The organism is Klebsiella sp. YJ (assembly GCF_002108615.1).
Lineage (GTDB): Bacteria > Pseudomonadota > Gammaproteobacteria > Enterobacterales > Enterobacteriaceae > Klebsiella > Klebsiella planticola.
Genome location: NZ_MTEG01000021.1, coordinates 58,245 through 73,205 on the forward strand (window position 1 = coordinate 58,245; position 14,961 = coordinate 73,205).

At 55.0% G+C, this 14,961-nt stretch carries 18 protein-coding genes; 15 read left to right on the forward strand and 3 right to left on the reverse strand.

All coding sequences use genetic code 11. From position 1 onward, the window contains the following. Positions 1 to 5: 5 nt before the first annotated feature. A complete protein-coding gene (locus tag BV390_RS20785; RefSeq protein ID WP_032691035.1) occupies positions 6 to 527 on the forward strand; it encodes a rhodanese family protein in 522 nt (173 codons plus the stop codon). A gap of 93 nt (positions 528 to 620) precedes the next feature. Continuing rightward, complete coding sequence (locus tag BV390_RS20790; RefSeq protein ID WP_015585895.1) at positions 621 to 800, forward strand: hypothetical protein; 180 nt, start codon at positions 621 to 623, stop codon at positions 798 to 800. A gap of 84 nt (positions 801 to 884) precedes the next feature. Here the strand turns inward: BV390_RS20790 and stpA are convergent, their stop codons facing one another. Next, positions 885 to 1,286, reverse strand: coding sequence for a DNA-binding protein StpA (stpA, locus tag BV390_RS20795; RefSeq protein ID WP_032696790.1), 402 nt, complete (start codon positions 1,284 to 1,286; stop codon positions 885 to 887). A gap of 715 nt (positions 1,287 to 2,001) precedes the next feature. Between stpA and alaE the strand changes: the two genes are divergently transcribed. Next, positions 2,002 to 2,451, forward strand: coding sequence for an L-alanine exporter AlaE (alaE, locus tag BV390_RS20805; protein ID WP_032691030.1), 450 nt, complete (start codon positions 2,002 to 2,004; stop codon positions 2,449 to 2,451). Positions 2,452 to 2,537: 86 nt separating this feature from the next. Here the strand turns inward: alaE and BV390_RS20810 are convergent, their stop codons facing one another. Then, a complete protein-coding gene (locus tag BV390_RS20810; protein ID WP_032691029.1) occupies positions 2,538 to 2,900 on the reverse strand; it encodes a DUF2002 family protein in 363 nt (120 codons plus the stop codon). A gap of 150 nt (positions 2,901 to 3,050) precedes the next feature. On the opposite strand from BV390_RS20810, the gene BV390_RS20815 reads away from it, so the two are divergent. Beyond that, the gene (locus tag BV390_RS20815; RefSeq protein WP_004866763.1) at positions 3,051 to 3,377 is read left to right on the forward strand and encodes a DUF883 family protein; all 327 of its coding nucleotides are present in this window, start codon (positions 3,051 to 3,053) and stop codon (positions 3,375 to 3,377) included. A gap of 124 nt (positions 3,378 to 3,501) precedes the next feature. Here the strand turns inward: BV390_RS20815 and pdxR are convergent, their stop codons facing one another. Continuing rightward, entirely contained in the window at positions 3,502 to 4,872 is a 1,371-nt protein-coding gene (gene pdxR, locus BV390_RS20820; RefSeq protein ID WP_085397300.1) for a MocR-like pyridoxine biosynthesis transcription factor PdxR, read from the reverse strand. A 111-nt stretch (positions 4,873 to 4,983) separates the two neighbouring features. Here pdxR and BV390_RS20825 point away from each other — a divergent pair, with 111 nt between their 5' ends. The 11 genes from BV390_RS20825 (at position 4,984) to mprA (ending at position 14,909) form a co-directional block, all read left to right on the forward strand. Beyond that, positions 4,984 to 5,415, forward strand: a complete 432-nt coding sequence (locus tag BV390_RS20825) for a carboxymuconolactone decarboxylase family protein (RefSeq protein WP_032691027.1) — start codon at positions 4,984 to 4,986, stop codon at positions 5,413 to 5,415. A gap of 184 nt (positions 5,416 to 5,599) precedes the next feature. Beyond that, on the forward strand, positions 5,600 to 5,842 hold the full coding sequence (gene nrdH, locus BV390_RS20830) for a glutaredoxin-like protein NrdH (RefSeq protein ID WP_004866773.1): 243 nt from the start codon (positions 5,600 to 5,602) through the stop codon (positions 5,840 to 5,842). Beyond that, positions 5,839 to 6,249, forward strand: coding sequence for a class Ib ribonucleoside-diphosphate reductase assembly flavoprotein NrdI (nrdI, locus tag BV390_RS20835; protein ID WP_032691026.1), 411 nt, complete (start codon positions 5,839 to 5,841; stop codon positions 6,247 to 6,249). The genes nrdH and nrdI overlap by 4 nt, the downstream gene beginning before the upstream one ends. Beyond that, entirely contained in the window at positions 6,222 to 8,366 is a 2,145-nt protein-coding gene (gene nrdE / locus BV390_RS20840; RefSeq protein ID WP_085397301.1) for a class 1b ribonucleoside-diphosphate reductase subunit alpha, read from the forward strand. The genes nrdI and nrdE overlap by 28 nt, the downstream gene beginning before the upstream one ends. Positions 8,367 to 8,376: 10 nt before the next feature. Then, positions 8,377 to 9,339, forward strand: coding sequence for a class 1b ribonucleoside-diphosphate reductase subunit beta (gene nrdF, locus BV390_RS20845; RefSeq protein WP_032691024.1), 963 nt, complete (start codon positions 8,377 to 8,379; stop codon positions 9,337 to 9,339). 356 nt (positions 9,340 to 9,695) lie between these two features. Then, positions 9,696 to 10,898, forward strand: a complete 1,203-nt coding sequence (proV, locus tag BV390_RS20850) for a glycine betaine/L-proline ABC transporter ATP-binding protein ProV (protein ID WP_004866784.1) — start codon at positions 9,696 to 9,698, stop codon at positions 10,896 to 10,898. Continuing rightward, positions 10,891 to 11,955: a glycine betaine/L-proline ABC transporter permease ProW gene (gene proW, locus BV390_RS20855; protein WP_032691023.1), complete on the forward strand. Its 1,065-nt coding sequence runs from the start codon at positions 10,891 to 10,893 to the stop codon at positions 11,953 to 11,955. The genes proV and proW overlap by 8 nt, the downstream gene beginning before the upstream one ends. 71 nt (positions 11,956 to 12,026) lie before the next feature. Beyond that, positions 12,027 to 13,025 carry a glycine betaine/L-proline ABC transporter substrate-binding protein ProX gene (gene proX / locus BV390_RS20860; RefSeq protein ID WP_032698963.1) on the forward strand — a complete coding sequence of 333 codons (999 nt, stop codon included), beginning with the start codon at positions 12,027 to 12,029 and terminating at the stop codon, positions 13,023 to 13,025. A gap of 209 nt (positions 13,026 to 13,234) precedes the next feature. Beyond that, on the forward strand, positions 13,235 to 13,963 hold the full coding sequence (locus tag BV390_RS20865) for an AzlC family ABC transporter permease (RefSeq protein ID WP_085397302.1): 729 nt from the start codon (positions 13,235 to 13,237) through the stop codon (positions 13,961 to 13,963). Continuing rightward, positions 13,953 to 14,294: an L-valine transporter subunit YgaH gene (gene ygaH / locus BV390_RS20870; protein WP_032696787.1), complete on the forward strand. Its 342-nt coding sequence runs from the start codon at positions 13,953 to 13,955 to the stop codon at positions 14,292 to 14,294. Before BV390_RS20865 ends, ygaH begins: the two co-directional genes overlap by 11 nt. A gap of 84 nt (positions 14,295 to 14,378) precedes the next feature. Beyond that, complete coding sequence (mprA, locus tag BV390_RS20875) at positions 14,379 to 14,909, forward strand: transcriptional repressor MprA (RefSeq protein ID WP_004866799.1); 531 nt, start codon at positions 14,379 to 14,381, stop codon at positions 14,907 to 14,909. Positions 14,910 to 14,961 lie beyond the last annotated feature (52 nt).

Here is a 14,961-nt window from a genome sequence, read left to right on the forward strand (position 1 = left end):
CCGTCATGACTATCGTCACTCTTTCTCCTGAAGAGGCCCGGGCGCAAATCGCGCAAGGGGCCAGATTAATCGATATTCGCGATGCCGATGAATACGCCCGCGAGCACATCCCCGATGCCGAGCTGGTGCCGCTGGCGGCCCTGAATAACGGCGCAACGCTGCACACCGCCGCGGACGAAACGGTCATTTTTCATTGTCAGGCGGGATCGCGTACACAAAATAATGCCATTCGTCTGCTGGCTGCGGCGGCTCCGGCCCAGGTGAAACTGCTGGCTGGCGGCATTCAGGCCTGGAAAGCAGCGGGATTGCCCGTCAAAGAGGATAAAACCCAGCCGCTGCCGTTAATGCGCCAGGTGCAAATCGCCGCGGGCGTACTCATTCTGTTGGGCGTGGCGCTGGGCTATAGCGTCAGTAGCGGATTTTTCCTGCTCAGCGCTTTTGTCGGCGCCGGCTTAACCTTCGCCGGTATCACCGGTTTTTGCGGAATGGCGCGCCTGTTGGCCGTCATGCCCTGGAACCGACGCTGACGCCTGCGGCATCAGGCCTGTTGTATGCGGATATCCAGCTACGCTAAAGTGAAGGCGAACAGCGGCATTTATCCATGCCAGAGGAGATAAACGATGTATTCAGTAGGTGATCTGGTTCAGCCTCGTATGGGCGGACCCAAACTCAAGATTGTGGCCGTCGGTGAAGATCATATTGTCGCCGTGCAGGCCAGTAATGAACAGGGTGAGAAATATACGCTGAAGCCCGCAGACGTCACACCTTATAAAGAAGAAGGTGATTTTGGCGTTTGCTAATACACACGGTGGGATTCCCCACCGTTATTTTTTCGCTATCCGACAGCAGCCTTAACTCCTGCCGAATATCATTTTCGCTAACGCTTAAATCAGAAAACTTTCCAGCGTCGCACCGGCCGCAATCGCACGGGCGATCGGCTTCGGCATACGCCCCTGGCCGGTCCAGGTTTTTTGGGCTCCGGAAAAATCGGTAAACCGATATTTTGCCGGACGCGGCTGGCGTTTTTTCGCCTCCTTCGACGGGCCTGCATTCTGCGTGACCAGCTCATCAGGCGTTATGCCGTCGGCAATCATCAGTTCCAGCCAGGTATTAATTTTTTCCTGGTATTCTGCCTGCTGTTGCAGGGCAGACTGCTGCTCTGACCGTTTTTCTTCAGTGACGACCCTGAGTTTTTCCAGCATTTCTTCAAGTACGTCAATGGAGAATTCACGCGACATTGCCCGCAGTGAACGGATATTATTCAACTTCTGTAACATTAAAGACATAAATTATTAAACGTTCCTAAATTGCATATAAGACAATAGCACCGGGTACTTTAATATATGAAGCCATTTATTACCACCTTTAATGATGTTTGATAAATATATTCAGACCACAATCTTAAATTTTTATTTAAAATAACCACAGCGGCTATCCAGTCAATACCCGGAATTAATTCAGCGATAATTTGAATAGGGTAAAAAAGCCACAAAAATATCATCAGTCCGTATATTACCTGCATGGTCAGCAGGTTAGCGGGATATGTCCGATGGATAGAGGATGTCACAACGACCCGCAAGTGAATGAACATGCATGAAAAACGAATACGCACCAACGACAGAAAACAGAATCTAATGCTATTTAAAGCGCCTTTGTGGCATAAATTATTCTAAAAGTGACGGAAATCACACTGAAACCTGACTTCAGGCGGTAGTCGGCACAATCGTGGCCTGGTGCGATCCTCACGCCCGCCCGCAAAAAAAACATAAGACATTAATAAATAAACAAAAAATAAAGCATCAGGACAAAAGTAGCGCAGAGAAGACAAAACTACCTTTCGCAGAGTATTTTATCGACAAAAAGCCATTAAATAAAAATTTACAGCTAGTTGTCTCTTTCGATGCAGAGAGATAATCTACGCACATCAAAACAGGCAACCCAAAACGCTGTAGAAGAGCGCATTTTGTGGCGTATCAGACTTCATTTTCGAGGAGCACACCGATGTTCTCTGCGCAGTCCCGCTTGCGTCATGCGGTAGCAGACACCTTTGCGATGGTGGTTTACTGCACCGTTGTGAACATGTTGATCGAAATTTTTCTCTCCGGAATGACCTTTGAGCAGTCGTTATCTTCACGCCTGGTGGCGATTCCGGTGAACATTATTATTGCCGTGCCGTACGGATTTTACCGCGACCGCGCCATGCGCCTGGCACGTCACCTCAGCCCTTCCGCCTGGATGAAGAGTATTGCCGATGTTGTGGCTTATGTGACATTTCAGTCGCCGGTGTATGTTGCTATTTTATTTTCCGTCGGTGCCGACTGGCATCAAATTGCCGCGGCGGTGAGTTCAAATATTGCGGTATCAATGATGATGGGGGCGGTTTACGGCTACTTCCTCGATTACTGCCGCCGACTGTTCCGCGTCAGCGCTTACCAGCAGGCTAAAGCCTGAGTTTCAACACAACCTGCGACTGACCGCTGTCAGTCGCCTGCTCGTCTGTTTCCCCGCTTCACATCCCGGCACAAATCATCATACGGTTAGTTATGCGACAGGCTCGGCTGCGCTTCGCCATATAATCCCTGTAAAAAACGCTCAAGCGCCATGCGCGAACTGAAGCCGTGTGGAATACCATAATGCTGCTGCGCATCTCCGGCCAAATACAGCGGAAACTGTTCATAATGATCGCAGGTTTTGATATCCGAGGCGGGTTCCGCCAGCGAATTACTGCGCTCTTTTAGCGCCGGATGAATAATTAAAGCGGTCCGCCCCATGCGCGCTTCGCGGTTCACATAAACATAATTATCGCCACGGCGATAGCCGTACGCTTTTTGCGTCACAACATCCATGGTGAAGCCGGCTTTTTCAAGAACACGCGCCACCTCATCGGGTCTTAAATACATACTCATTCCTCTTTATCTTTTACCGCACATTTACCTTACCTTATTCATCTTTGATAGTGCTTTCGGAAAATTCCAGAAATGGCACTGCAAAAGCATAATTCAAAATCTTGTTCTACACTTAATGACTCAATGGAATTAAGGGAGAAATCGATGGCTAACCGTCTGAACCGCAACAATGTCGATGAAAGCGCTGAAGATATTCATAACGATGTCAGCCAATTAGCGGATACGCTGGAAGAAGTGCTGAAATCATGGGGCAGCGATGCGAAAGATGAGGCTGATGCCGCACGGAAAAAAGCCCAGGCGCTGCTGAAAGAGACGCGTGCCCGTCTGAACGGGAACAACCGTGTGCAGCAGGCCGCTCGCGATGCCGCAGGCTGTGCCGATAGCTATGTGCGGGATAAACCGTGGCAGAGCGTCGGGGCCGCTGCCGCAGTTGGACTATTTATTGGCGTATTATTGAATTTACGTCGATAATATAAACGATAAATGAAGATAACAAATACGCGTCTGCCCCTGTGTGCCTCTGGCCCAGGGGCTTTTTGTTGTCTTAGCGCATATTGACGTGAATCGCTACTTTAGGGATGACCTGAATCCTCAGTCAGCGGCTGTATCTATCAGCCGAAAACAGCGCTACTTTGAGTAGACGCACCGCCTCCGTTGCCATCGCCATCGATGTCAGATTGGTAAAGCTCACCAGCAGTCCCCCTTCGCCGCGGCTTTGCATACGCCAGTCGCTCAGCGCCTGTACCGACAGTCCGGCCTGTCGGGCTTTCACAGCCAGCGCCCGATCGTCACCGTTCACCGTAATAACCAGCTGAATACCCCCCAGCTGAGGGACGACGCTAAACCCCTGCGCCAACAGCGCGGACTCCAGCCACTGCCGGCGCTGCGCATAGCAGGTACGCATTTTCTTCAGATGACGCCAGAAATGGCCTTCGTGGATAAAGTCAGCCAGCGTCTGCTGCCACAGCGTCGGTACGCTACAGCTCATCAATTCGGCCTGCTGGCGAAAGGCAGCGACCTGCGGGAGCGGTACCACCAGCCAGGCGGCGCGTAATGCCGGAAACAGCGATTTACTGAAGCTGCCGGCGTAAATCACCCGCTGCGGGGCATCAAGACTTTTCAGCGGCGGCAGCGGCTTCCCGCGATAGCGAAATTCGCTATCGTAATCATCTTCAATAATCCAGGCGTCGTGTCGGGCAGCCCATGCCAGCAGCTGCCTGCGTCGGGACAGCGACAGCGCAACGCCCAGCGGACTCTGGTGCGCGGGAGTCAGAAGCGCGAAATGCGCATCGGGGTAATGGCGTTGCGCCCACGCCACATCCATCCCCTCTTCATCGACGGGAACCGGATCGATAACCCCTCCTTCCCCGGTTATCACCGGTCGAATCAGCGGGAAACCAGGATCCTCCATCCACATATGCTGACCTGGCTGCGCCAGAGTGCGGAGCAGCAGCCGCATGGAAGCAGCATAGTTGCCGGTCACCAGCACCTGTTCGGGCAGGCATTCAATACTGCGGGAAAGACGCAGATAATCGACAATGGCCTGACGCAGGATCATCTCGCCGCACGGATCGCCTGGCGCCAGGTCAAAACGCGTTTGCGTTCGTAGTCGCCGCCCCATCACCCGCGCCCACAGGCCGCGGGGAAAAAGATCCAGCGCCGGCAGCCCCAGCTGAAACGGCTGCGGCGCCGTCGGCGCAATGTCCGTCGGGCGACGCGCCGGTTCCCCCCGCAGCGGACTCAGACGCTCGCTGACAAAGGTGCCCGCCTGCCCTCGTCGCTCCAGCCAGCCCTGGGCCACCAGCTCACCCCAGGCATTCTCCACGGTTGCGCGGGAGACGCCCAGCTCCTGGGCATAAACCCGGCTGGCGGGCAGGCGGCTACCGGGCGCGAGTTCGCCGTGTTCAATCGCAGACTTGAGCTGTCTGGCAATGCGCTGATAGTGGGGGACTTTTTTGATTTCCATTATGGTCTGCTTTTTTCATTAAAATATGGCTATCTTTTGCAGTCCATTATAGTGCTATTTTGCTGCGGTCTTAGAACCCATTCCCCGCGGTTCATCATTGAGGAAAACATCATGAGCACACTCCGTCAGCCCTATAACGAACTGAGTCCGGAAGTCTATAACGCGCTGGTGCAGGCCAAGATTGCGCTGGAAAAAAGTGAGCTGGACGGCGCCCTGCTGGAACTGGTTTACCTGCGGGTATCACAGATTAATGGCTGCGCTTTCTGTCTGGAAATGCACAGTAAAGCGCTGCGTAAATCCGGCGTGGCGCAGACTAAACTGGATGCGCTGGCCGGCTGGCGGGTAAGCGGGCATTTCAGCGCCGCGGAACAGGCGGCGCTGGCCTGGGCGGAATCGGTGACGCATATTGCCAGCACCCATGCAGAAGATGACGTTTACCTGCCGCTGCTGGAGCATTTCAGCGCCCGTCAGATCAGCGATTTGACCTTCGCCATCAGCCTGATGAACGCCTTTAACCGCCTTGCCGTCAGCATGCGTCAGTAATTTCAGACCACGCGCCTTCCCCCTCGCCGGATTGGCCGGTGAGGGCATCACTTATCTAAAAACGCTATATATTGCGTGGTTGAACTTTTAGATAACTACATCTAGTATTTCCTGAACAGTTAACCGATAGCGGCCGTCGCACTTTTTTGCGCCGTCCTGTTATCTTATAATGGAAATACGAATCATGCGCATTACTATTTACACTAAAAATGACTGCGTCCAGTGCCATGCCACCAAGCGGGCAATGGAAAGCCGCGGATTTGCCTTCGAGATGGTGAATGTCGAGCATCATCCGGACGCCGCTGACATGCTGCGCGAACAGGGCTTTCGTCAGCTGCCGGTCGTGATAGCCGGTGAAACCCGCTGGTCCGGTTTTCGCCCGGATATGATTAACCGTCTGCGCCCCGAACCGGTGGCCAACGCATGAGCCTGATCGTCTACTTCTCCAGCAGTTCCGAAAATACGCATCGGTTCGTCCAGCGTCTGGGGCTGCCCGCGGTGCGCATTCCGCTTAACGAGCGGGAGCGCATCCAGGTAGACGCCCCCTACATTCTCATTGTCCCCAGCTACGGCGGCGGCGGCACCGCTGGCGCGGTGCCCCGGCAGGCGATCCGCTTTTTAAACGACCCGCATAACCGCCAGCGGATACGCGGCGTGATTGCCGCCGGTAACCGTAACTTCGGCGACGCCTACGGCCGGGCCGGCGACGTCATCGCACAAAAGTGCGGCGTACCGTATCTGTATCGCTTTGAGCTGATGGGCACCCCAACCGATGTCGATAACGTGCGTAAAGGAGTAAGCGAATTTTGGCAACGACAACCGCAGAACGTCTAACCACCGGAGCGGCGGATTTCCACGCCCTCAACGCGATGCTGAATTTGTACGACAGCAATGGCCGTATTCCGTTTGAAAAAGACCACCAGGCGGTAGACGCCTTTATGGCGACGCACGTGCTGCCCCATACCGTCTCTTTCACCACGCAGAATGAAAAACTGGAATGGCTGATCGCCGAAGGCTATTACGATGCCAGCGTGCTGGCACGCTACGATCGTCGTTTTGTGCTGGCGCTGTTTGACCACGCGCACGGCGACCCGTTCCGCTTCCGAACCTTTCTCGGCGCCTGGAAATTCTATACCAGCTATACGCTGAAGACCTTTGACGGCAAACGCTACCTTGAGCATTTTGCCGATCGCACCTGTATGGTCGCCCTCACCCTCGCGCAGGGGGATGAAACCCTGGCCCGGCAGTTGACCGATGAGATCCTCAGCGGGCGCTTCCAGCCGGCGACCCCCACCTTCCTCAATGCCGGGAAGCAGCAGCGCGGCGAGCTGGTCTCCTGCTTCCTGTTGCGTATCGAAGACAATATGGAATCGATCGGTCGGGCGGTAAACTCGGCATTACAGCTGTCAAAACGCGGCGGCGGCGTGGCGTTTTTGCTCTCTAATCTGCGTGAAGCCGGCGCCCCGATTAAGCGCATTGAAAATCAATCTTCCGGCGTAGTGCCGGTGATGAAGATGCTCGAGGATGCTTTCTCCTACGCCAATCAGCTTGGTGCGCGCCAGGGGGCCGGGGCGGTCTACCTGCACGCCCATCACCCGGATATTCTGCGTTTTCTGGACACCAAACGGGAAAACGCCGACGAGAAAATTCGCATCAAAACCCTGTCGCTTGGGGTCGTCATCGCGGACATTACCTTCCAGCTGGCAAAAGACGACGCCCAGATGGCGCTGTTCTCACCCTATGACGTCGAGCGCCTGTACGGTAAGCCGTTTGGCGATATCGCCATCAGCGAGATGTATGCGCAACTGGTCGCCGACGAGCGGGTCCGCAAACGCTGGATCCGCGCCCGCGATCTGTTCCAGCGGCTGGCGGAAATTCAGTTCGAATCCGGCTATCCCTACATCATGTTTGAAGATACCGTCAACCGCGCCAACCCGATTGCCGGGCGCATTAACATGAGTAACCTGTGCTCGGAAATTTTGCAGGTCAACACCCCGTCGACCTTTGATGAAAATCTGGATTATGCCAGCGTAGGCCAGGATATCTCCTGCAACCTGGGGTCGCTGAACATTGCTCATACCATGGATTCGCCAGATTTTGCCCGCACGGTCGAGGTGGCGGTGCGCGGCCTGACGGCAGTCTCTGACATGAGCGACATTCGCTCGGTGCCATCGGTGGCGGCGGGCAATGCCGCCTCCCATGCCATCGGTCTTGGCCAGATGAACCTGCACGGCTATCTGGCCCGGGAAGGCATCGCCTACGGCAGTCCGGAAGGGCTGGACTTTACCAACTTCTATTTTTATACCGTCACCTGGCACGCGCTGCACACCTCGATGCAGATAGCCCGCGAGCGCGGTGAGCATTTTGCCGGATTTGAACAATCGCGCTATGCCAGCGGCGAATACTTCGAACGCTATTTGCAGGGTGACTGGCAGCCGAAAACGGCAAAAGTCCGCGCGCTCTTCGCCCACGCCGGCATCCGCCTGCCCGACCGCGACATGTGGCTGAAGCTCCGCGCTGACGTCATGCGCTACGGTATCTATAACCGTAATTTGCAGGCCATCCCGCCTACCGGATCTATCTCCTATATCAACCATGCGACCTCGAGCATCCACCCGATTGTCTCAAAGATAGAGATCCGTAAAGAGGGAAAAACCGGGCGGGTTTACTACCCCGCGCCATTTATGACCAATGACAATCTGGCGCTCTATCAGGATGCCTGGGAAATCGGCCCGCAAAAGATTATCGACACCTATGCCGAAGCCACGCGGCACGTCGATCAGGGGCTATCGCTGACGCTCTTTTTCCCCGATACCGCCACCACCCGCGATATCAATAAGGCGCAAATCTACGCGTGGAAGAAGGGCATCAAGACGCTGTATTACATCCGTCTGCGCCAGCTGGCGCTGGAAGGTACCGAAATCGAAGGCTGCGTGTCCTGCGCGCTGTAAGGAGAACAGGATGACCCATTTAACGCGTATTCGCGCTATTAACTGGAACAACATTGAGGACGATAAGGATCTGGAGGTCTGGAATCGTCTGACCAGCAACTTCTGGCTGCCGGAGAAAGTACCGCTGTCCAACGACATTCCCGCCTGGCAGACGCTGACGGCAGTGGAACAGCAGCTCACCATTCGCGTGTTCACCGGACTGACGCTGCTCGATACGATTCAGAACACCATCGGCGCGCCGGCGCTGATGGCGGATGCGCTGACCGCGCACGAAGAGGCGGTGCTCTCCAACATCAGCTTTATGGAGGCGGTGCATGCCCGCTCCTACAGCTCAATTTTCTCCACCTTGTGCCAGAGCAAAGATGTCGATGCCGCCTATGCATGGAGCGAAGAGAACGCACCGCTCCAGCACAAAGCCCGGCTGATGCTGGAGTATTATCAGGCGGATAATCCGCTGAAGAAGAAAATCGCCAGCGTGTTTCTCGAATCCTTCCTCTTCTATTCCGGATTCTGGCTGCCGATGTATTTCTCAAGCCGCGGTAAAATGACCAATACCGCCGACCTGATTCGCTTGATTATCCGCGATGAAGCGGTGCACGGGTATTACATCGGCTACAAGTACCAAAAGGGGCTGGAAAACATCGCGGCCGACGAGCGGGAACAGCTGAAGAATTTCGCCCTCGATCTGCTGATGGATTTATACGATAACGAACTGGCCTACACCCGGGATCTGTACGCCGACAGCGGCTGGATTGAGGAGGTGAACGCCTTCCTGTGTTACAACGCCAACAAAGCGCTGATGAACCTGGGCTACGAGGCGCTGTTTCCGGCAGAGATGGCGGCGGTCAACCCGGCGATTCTGGCGGCGCTTTCGCCAAACGCCGATGAAAATCATGACTTTTTCTCCGGCTCCGGTTCCTCGTATGTGATGGGCAAAACGGAAGAAACCGCCGACGACGATTGGGATTTTTAACCTTACTTTCACCAGGAAAATATTGCCCGGTTTCCTGGTGATCTATTTCACATTATTAACTTTTATCACACAAAAAAAACCACATGATATTTCACTGACATTCTGCCGGAATATTAAGCAAGAATCGCGTGGCTCACCAATTATTCCCCTGTCATCTGTAAAAAATATTACCTGCTGATCATCAACGCTCAGCCCTTCTATCATGGGGAATACGCCGCAGTGCCCTCCTCTCATTTCGATGCCAATGGGACATTGAGGGTTGTCACAGAATCTGAGTATGTTAGGGTGTAAAAAGGTAATTATCTCCACCAGGTACTATATTGACATAATACAAATAACAGGAAACTCTCTATTGCATGGCAATTAAATTAGAAATTAAGAATCTCTATAAGATATTTGGCGAGCATCCACAGCGAGCGTTCAAATATATTGAAAAAGGATTTACCAAAGAACAACTACTGGAAAAAACGGGACTTTCGCTTGGCGTAAAAGACGCCAGTCTGACCATTGAAGAAGGCGAGATATTCGTCATCATGGGGCTTTCCGGCTCAGGAAAATCCACCATGGTTCGCCTTCTCAATCGCCTGATTGAACCCACCCGCGGGCAGGTGCTGATAGATGGCGTCGATATCGCCAAAATCTCAGAAGCCGAGCTGCGTGAGGTGCGCAGAAAAAAGATCGCTATGGTATTTCAGTCATTTGCGCTGATGCCGCATATGACCGTGCTCGACAATGCCGCCTTTGGTATGGAGCTGGCGGGTATGTCGACCCAGGAGCGCCAGCAGAAAGCGCTGGAGGCGCTGCGTCAGGTCGGCCTGGAGAATTACGCGCATGCTTACCCGGATGAGCTCTCCGGCGGAATGCGCCAGCGCGTCGGCCTCGCCCGCGCGCTGGCCATCAACCCTGATATCCTATTAATGGACGAAGCCTTCTCCGCCCTTGACCCATTAATTCGTACCGAAATGCAGGATGAGCTGACAAAATTACAGGCGAAACATCAGCGTACCGTGGTCTTTATTTCCCACGATCTTGATGAAGCCATGCGCATTGGCGATCGGATTGCCATCATGCAAAATGGCGAAGTGATTCAGGTTGGTACCCCGGATGAAATACTGAATAATCCCGCCAATGATTATGTCAAAACCTTCTTCCGCGGTGTCGATATTAGCCAGGTGTTCAGCGCTAAAGATATTGCCCGTCGAAGCCCGGTGGGCTTAATTCGTAAAACGCCAGGTTTCGGCCCGCGTTCGGCATTGAAATTATTGCAGGACGAAGACCGCGAATATGGTTATGTGATTGAACGTGGTAATAAGTTTGTCGGTATTGTCTCTATTGATTCACTGAAATCCGCCTTGAGCGAAGGTCAGGGAATTGATGCGGCGTTACTCGCATCCCCGCAGGCGGTAGATGCGCAAACGTCGCTCAGCGACCTGCTCTCCCACGTCGGCCAGGCACCGTGCGCGGTTCCGGTTGTGGATGAAGGGCACCAGTACATCGGCATTATTTCTAAAGGAATGCTGCTGAAGGCTTTAGATCGCGAGGGGGCAAACAATGGCTGATCAATCTAACCCGTGGGATACCGCGCCGGCGGCGGATAGCGCTGCACAATCTGCCGATGCCTGGGGCACTCCGGCATCCGCACCGACCGATGGCGGCGGTGCGGACTGGCTAAACAGCGCGCCGGCGCCGCAGGCGGAACATTTCAACATCATGGATCCGTTTCATAAAACGCTGATCCCGCTCGACAGCTGGGTAACGCACGGTATCGACTGGATCGTGGTGCACTTCCGCCCGCTGTTCCAGGGCATCCGTGTGCCGGTGGACTATATCCTCAGCGCTTTCCAGCAGCTGTTATTAGGCATGCCGGCACCGGTTGCCATTGTGCTGTTTGCCCTTATCGCCTGGCAAATTTCCAGCGTGGGGATGGGCGTGGCAACGCTGATCTCGCTGGTTGCGATCGGCGCTATCGGCGCCTGGTCGCAGGCGATGGTGACCCTGGCACTGGTCCTGACCGCACTGCTGTTCTGTATGCTGATCGGCCTGCCGCTGGGGATCTGGCTGGCGCGTAGCCCACGGGCGGCGAAAATTATCCGCCCGCTGCTGGATGCCATGCAGACAACGCCGGCGTTCGTCTACCTGGTGCCGATTGTCATGCTGTTCGGGATTGGTAACGTTCCAGGCGTGGTGGTGACCATTATCTTCGCCCTGCCGCCTATCGTCCGTTTGACCATCCTCGGGATTAACCAGGTGCCCGCGGACCTGATTGAGGCTTCGCGCTCATTCGGCGCCAGCCCGCGTCAGCTGCTCTTTAAAGTGCAGCTCCCGCTGGCGATGCCGACCATCATGGCCGGGGTTAACCAGACGCTGATGCTGGCGCTGTCAATGGTGGTGATCGCCTCGATGATCGCCGTGGGCGGCCTTGGTCAGATGGTCCTGCGCGGGATCGGCCGCCTCGATATGGGGCTGGCGAGCGTCGGCGGCGTCGGGATCGTCATTCTGGCGATTATTCTCGACCGTCTGACCCAGGCCGTTGGCCGCGATTCCCGTAGCCGCGGCAACCGTCGCTGGTACGCAACCGGTCCTCTGGGGCTCATTACCCGCCCTTTCTGTAAATAGACTTCTCATCGCCCGGCGGCACTGCACCTGCCGGGCCCGCAGCTCTCCCTTCTCATTGATAAGGAATAACGATGCGACATAACACGATTATTGCCACAACGTTTGCCACTCTGCTCACCACCAGCGCTGCCTGGGCAGCCGACCTGCCGGGAAAAGGCATCACTGTCAAACCGATTCAAAGCACCATTACGGAAGAGACCTTCCAGACCCTGCTGGTAAGCCGCGCGCTGGAAAAACTGGGCTACACCGTCGATAAGCCCAGCGAAGTGGACTACAACGTTGGCTATACCTCGCTTGCCTCCGGCGACGCGACCTTCACCGCCGTCAACTGGCAGCCGCTGCACGACGATATGTACGCTGCCGCCGGTGGTGATAAAAGCTTCTACCGCGAAGGCGTTTTTGTTAACGGCGCGGCGCAGGGCTACCTGATCGACAAAAAAACCGCCGAACAGTACCACATCAAATCCATCGATCAGCTGAAAGATCCGAAAATCGCCAAACTGTTTGATACCAACGGCGACGGTAAAGCCGATCTCACTGGCTGTACGCCGGGCTGGGGCTGTGAAGCGGTGATTAATCATCAGATTGATGCTTATGGCCTGAGCAAAACGGTGGTGCACAACCAGGGGAATTATGCGGCGATGATGGCCGATACCATTGCCCGCTTTAAAGAAGGTAAGCCGGTTATCTACTACACCTGGACGCCGTACTGGGTCAGCGACGTGCTGAAGCCGGGCAAAGATGTGGTCTGGCTGCAGGTTCCGTTCTCCTCTCTGCCGGGCGTGCAGAAAAATATCGATACCAAACTGGCGAACGGCGCGAACTATGGCTTCCCGGTCAGCACGATGCACATCGTAGCGAACAAAGCCTGGGCTGAGAAAAACCCGGCGGCGGCAAAACTGTTTAGCATCATGAAGCTGCCGATTGCCGACATTAACGCCGAAAACGCCATGATGCATGAAGGTCACGCCTCAGAAGCGGATATTCAGGGTCACGTTGATGGCTGGATCAAAGCCCACCAGCAGCAGTTTGACGGCTGGGTGAAAGAAGCGCTGGCCGCGCAGAAGTAACCTTCCCTCAGCCCCGGATAGCGACGTGCAGTCCGGGTGCCTGATTGGCCACTCTGTTGCCCCGGCGCCGGCCGGGGCAACTTTCAGCCAGTCCCGTTCTCCCGGCGAGCACCGCTTAACAAGGTGTCAAAGCGCCCCGCTCTCTGCTAAGGTAACCTCACCTGTTCAATCATGTGATATTCACGTGAATTATCAATAAATAACGCGCTATGGAAAAACCTGCCCCTGCCAGTGAGGCCACGCTGTCTGAAGGGATTAAAGACAGTCTGCCGATTGTGATTAGCTACCTTCCCGTAGCCTTCGCCTTTGGCCTGAACGCCACCCGACTCGGCTTCACGCCGCTGGAAGGCCTGTTCTTTTCCTGCATCATCTACGCCGGCGCCAGCCAGTTCGTCATCACCGCGATGCTCGCCGCAGGCAGCTCGCTGTGGGTGGCGGCCCTCACCGTGATGGCGATGGATGTGCGTCACGTTCTGTACGGCCCTTCGCTCCGTAGCCGCATTCATCGCGCGCTGGATAAACGAAAAACCGCGCTCTGGGCTTTTGGTCTGACCGACGAAGTTTTCGCGGCGGCCACCGCCAGGCTGGTTCGCGACAACCGCCGCTGGAGCGAAAACTGGATGCTCGGCATCGCTTTCACCTCCTGGATATCATGGGTGTTCGGCACGCTGATCGGCGCCTACTCCGGTAGCGGCCTGCTGGTCGATTTTCCGGCGGTGGAGGCCGCGCTGAGCTTTATGCTACCCGCGCTGTTTATGAGCTTCTTACTGGCCTCGTTCCAGCGTAAACAGTCTCTTAGCGTGACGGCCGCCCTGGCGGGTGCGCTGGGCGGCATTATTCTGTTCTCTATTCCAGCGGCCATCCTCGCCGGGATTGTCTGCGGCTGTCTGGCCGCGCTGATTCAGGCCAGCATTCAGGGGATGCCCGATGAACAATAACGTGCTGATTATCGGGATAGTGGTCGGCTGCGTGAACTATCTGTTTCGCTATCTGCCGCTGCGCCTGCGCGCAGGAAACGCGCGCCCGACGCGTCGCGGTCCGCTCAGCGTGCTGCTCGATACCATCGGCATCGCTTCTATCTGCGCCCTGCTGATCGTCTCCAGCGTGCCGGAAATCCTCAGCGATTCCAGACGGCTGCTGCCTACGTTGGTTGGATTCACGGCGCTGGGACTGGCGTTCTGGAAGACGCGCAGCATTATTATGCCCACGCTGCTGAGCGCGTTGGCCTATGGAATAGCATGGAAAATCACCACTTTTTTATACTTTTAAAGTATCAATTTTAGTCAATAATTGATTTGATTTATTTGTCACAATAGTTATTATATCGGCTGTAATTAATGAGGTCATACCCAAATGGATAGTTCGTTTACTCCCATTGAGCAAATGCTCAAGTTCCGCGCCAGCCGTCACGAAGATTTCCCTTTCCAGGAGATTCTGCTCACCCGCCTCTGTATGCACATGCAAGGTAAGCTACTGGAAAACCGCAATAAGATGCTGAAAGCGCAGGGGATTAACGAGACATTATTTATGGCGCTGATCACCCTGGAGTCTCAGGAAAACCACAGCATTCAGCCCTCCGAGCTGAGCTGCGCGCTGGGATCGTCACGCACCAACGCAACCCGTATTGCCGATGAACTGGAAAAACGCGGCTGGATTGAGCGTCGCGAAAGCGACAACGATCGTCGCTGCCTGCATCTGCAACTCACCGACAAAGGTCATCAGTTTTTACGCGAAGTTTTACCGCCGCAGCACAACTGCCTGCATCAGCTCTGGTCTTCCCTGAGTACCAGCGAGAAAGACCAACTCGAGCACATCACCCGCAAACTGCTTAGCCGCCTTGACCAGATGGAAGAGGATGGCGTACTGGCGGAGTCGCTGCGCTAAGCGCGGGAACTGCTCAAAACTTTTTCTGGATTGACAAGGAAAAACAGACAGG

Coding starts and splice junctions, on each gene's coding strand:
- stpA (WP_032696790.1), bottom strand. CDS start 1,286: ATGTCTTTAATGTTACAGAAGTTGAATAATATCCGTTCACTGCGGGCA.
- BV390_RS20810 (WP_032691029.1), bottom strand. CDS start 2,900: ATGTATTTAAGACCCGATGAGGTGGCGCGTGTTCTTGAAAAAGCCGGC.
- pdxR (WP_085397300.1), bottom strand. CDS start 4,872: ATGGAAATCAAAAAAGTCCCCCACTATCAGCGCATTGCCAGACAGCTC.
- BV390_RS20790 (WP_015585895.1), top strand. CDS start 621: ATGTATTCAGTAGGTGATCTGGTTCAGCCTCGTATGGGCGGACCCAAA.
- BV390_RS20865 (WP_085397302.1), top strand. CDS start 13,235: ATGGAAAAACCTGCCCCTGCCAGTGAGGCCACGCTGTCTGAAGGGATT.
- proW (WP_032691023.1), top strand. CDS start 10,891: ATGGCTGATCAATCTAACCCGTGGGATACCGCGCCGGCGGCGGATAGC.
- BV390_RS20785 (WP_032691035.1), top strand. CDS start 6: ATGACTATCGTCACTCTTTCTCCTGAAGAGGCCCGGGCGCAAATCGCG.
- nrdF (WP_032691024.1), top strand. CDS start 8,377: ATGACCCATTTAACGCGTATTCGCGCTATTAACTGGAACAACATTGAG.
- BV390_RS20815 (WP_004866763.1), top strand. CDS start 3,051: ATGGCTAACCGTCTGAACCGCAACAATGTCGATGAAAGCGCTGAAGAT.
- mprA (WP_004866799.1), top strand. CDS start 14,379: ATGGATAGTTCGTTTACTCCCATTGAGCAAATGCTCAAGTTCCGCGCC.
- nrdI (WP_032691026.1), top strand. CDS start 5,839: ATGAGCCTGATCGTCTACTTCTCCAGCAGTTCCGAAAATACGCATCGG.
- ygaH (WP_032696787.1), top strand. CDS start 13,953: ATGAACAATAACGTGCTGATTATCGGGATAGTGGTCGGCTGCGTGAAC.
- alaE (WP_032691030.1), top strand. CDS start 2,002: ATGTTCTCTGCGCAGTCCCGCTTGCGTCATGCGGTAGCAGACACCTTT.
- BV390_RS20825 (WP_032691027.1), top strand. CDS start 4,984: ATGAGCACACTCCGTCAGCCCTATAACGAACTGAGTCCGGAAGTCTAT.
- nrdH (WP_004866773.1), top strand. CDS start 5,600: ATGCGCATTACTATTTACACTAAAAATGACTGCGTCCAGTGCCATGCC.
- proX (WP_032698963.1), top strand. CDS start 12,027: ATGCGACATAACACGATTATTGCCACAACGTTTGCCACTCTGCTCACC.
- proV (WP_004866784.1), top strand. CDS start 9,696: ATGGCAATTAAATTAGAAATTAAGAATCTCTATAAGATATTTGGCGAG.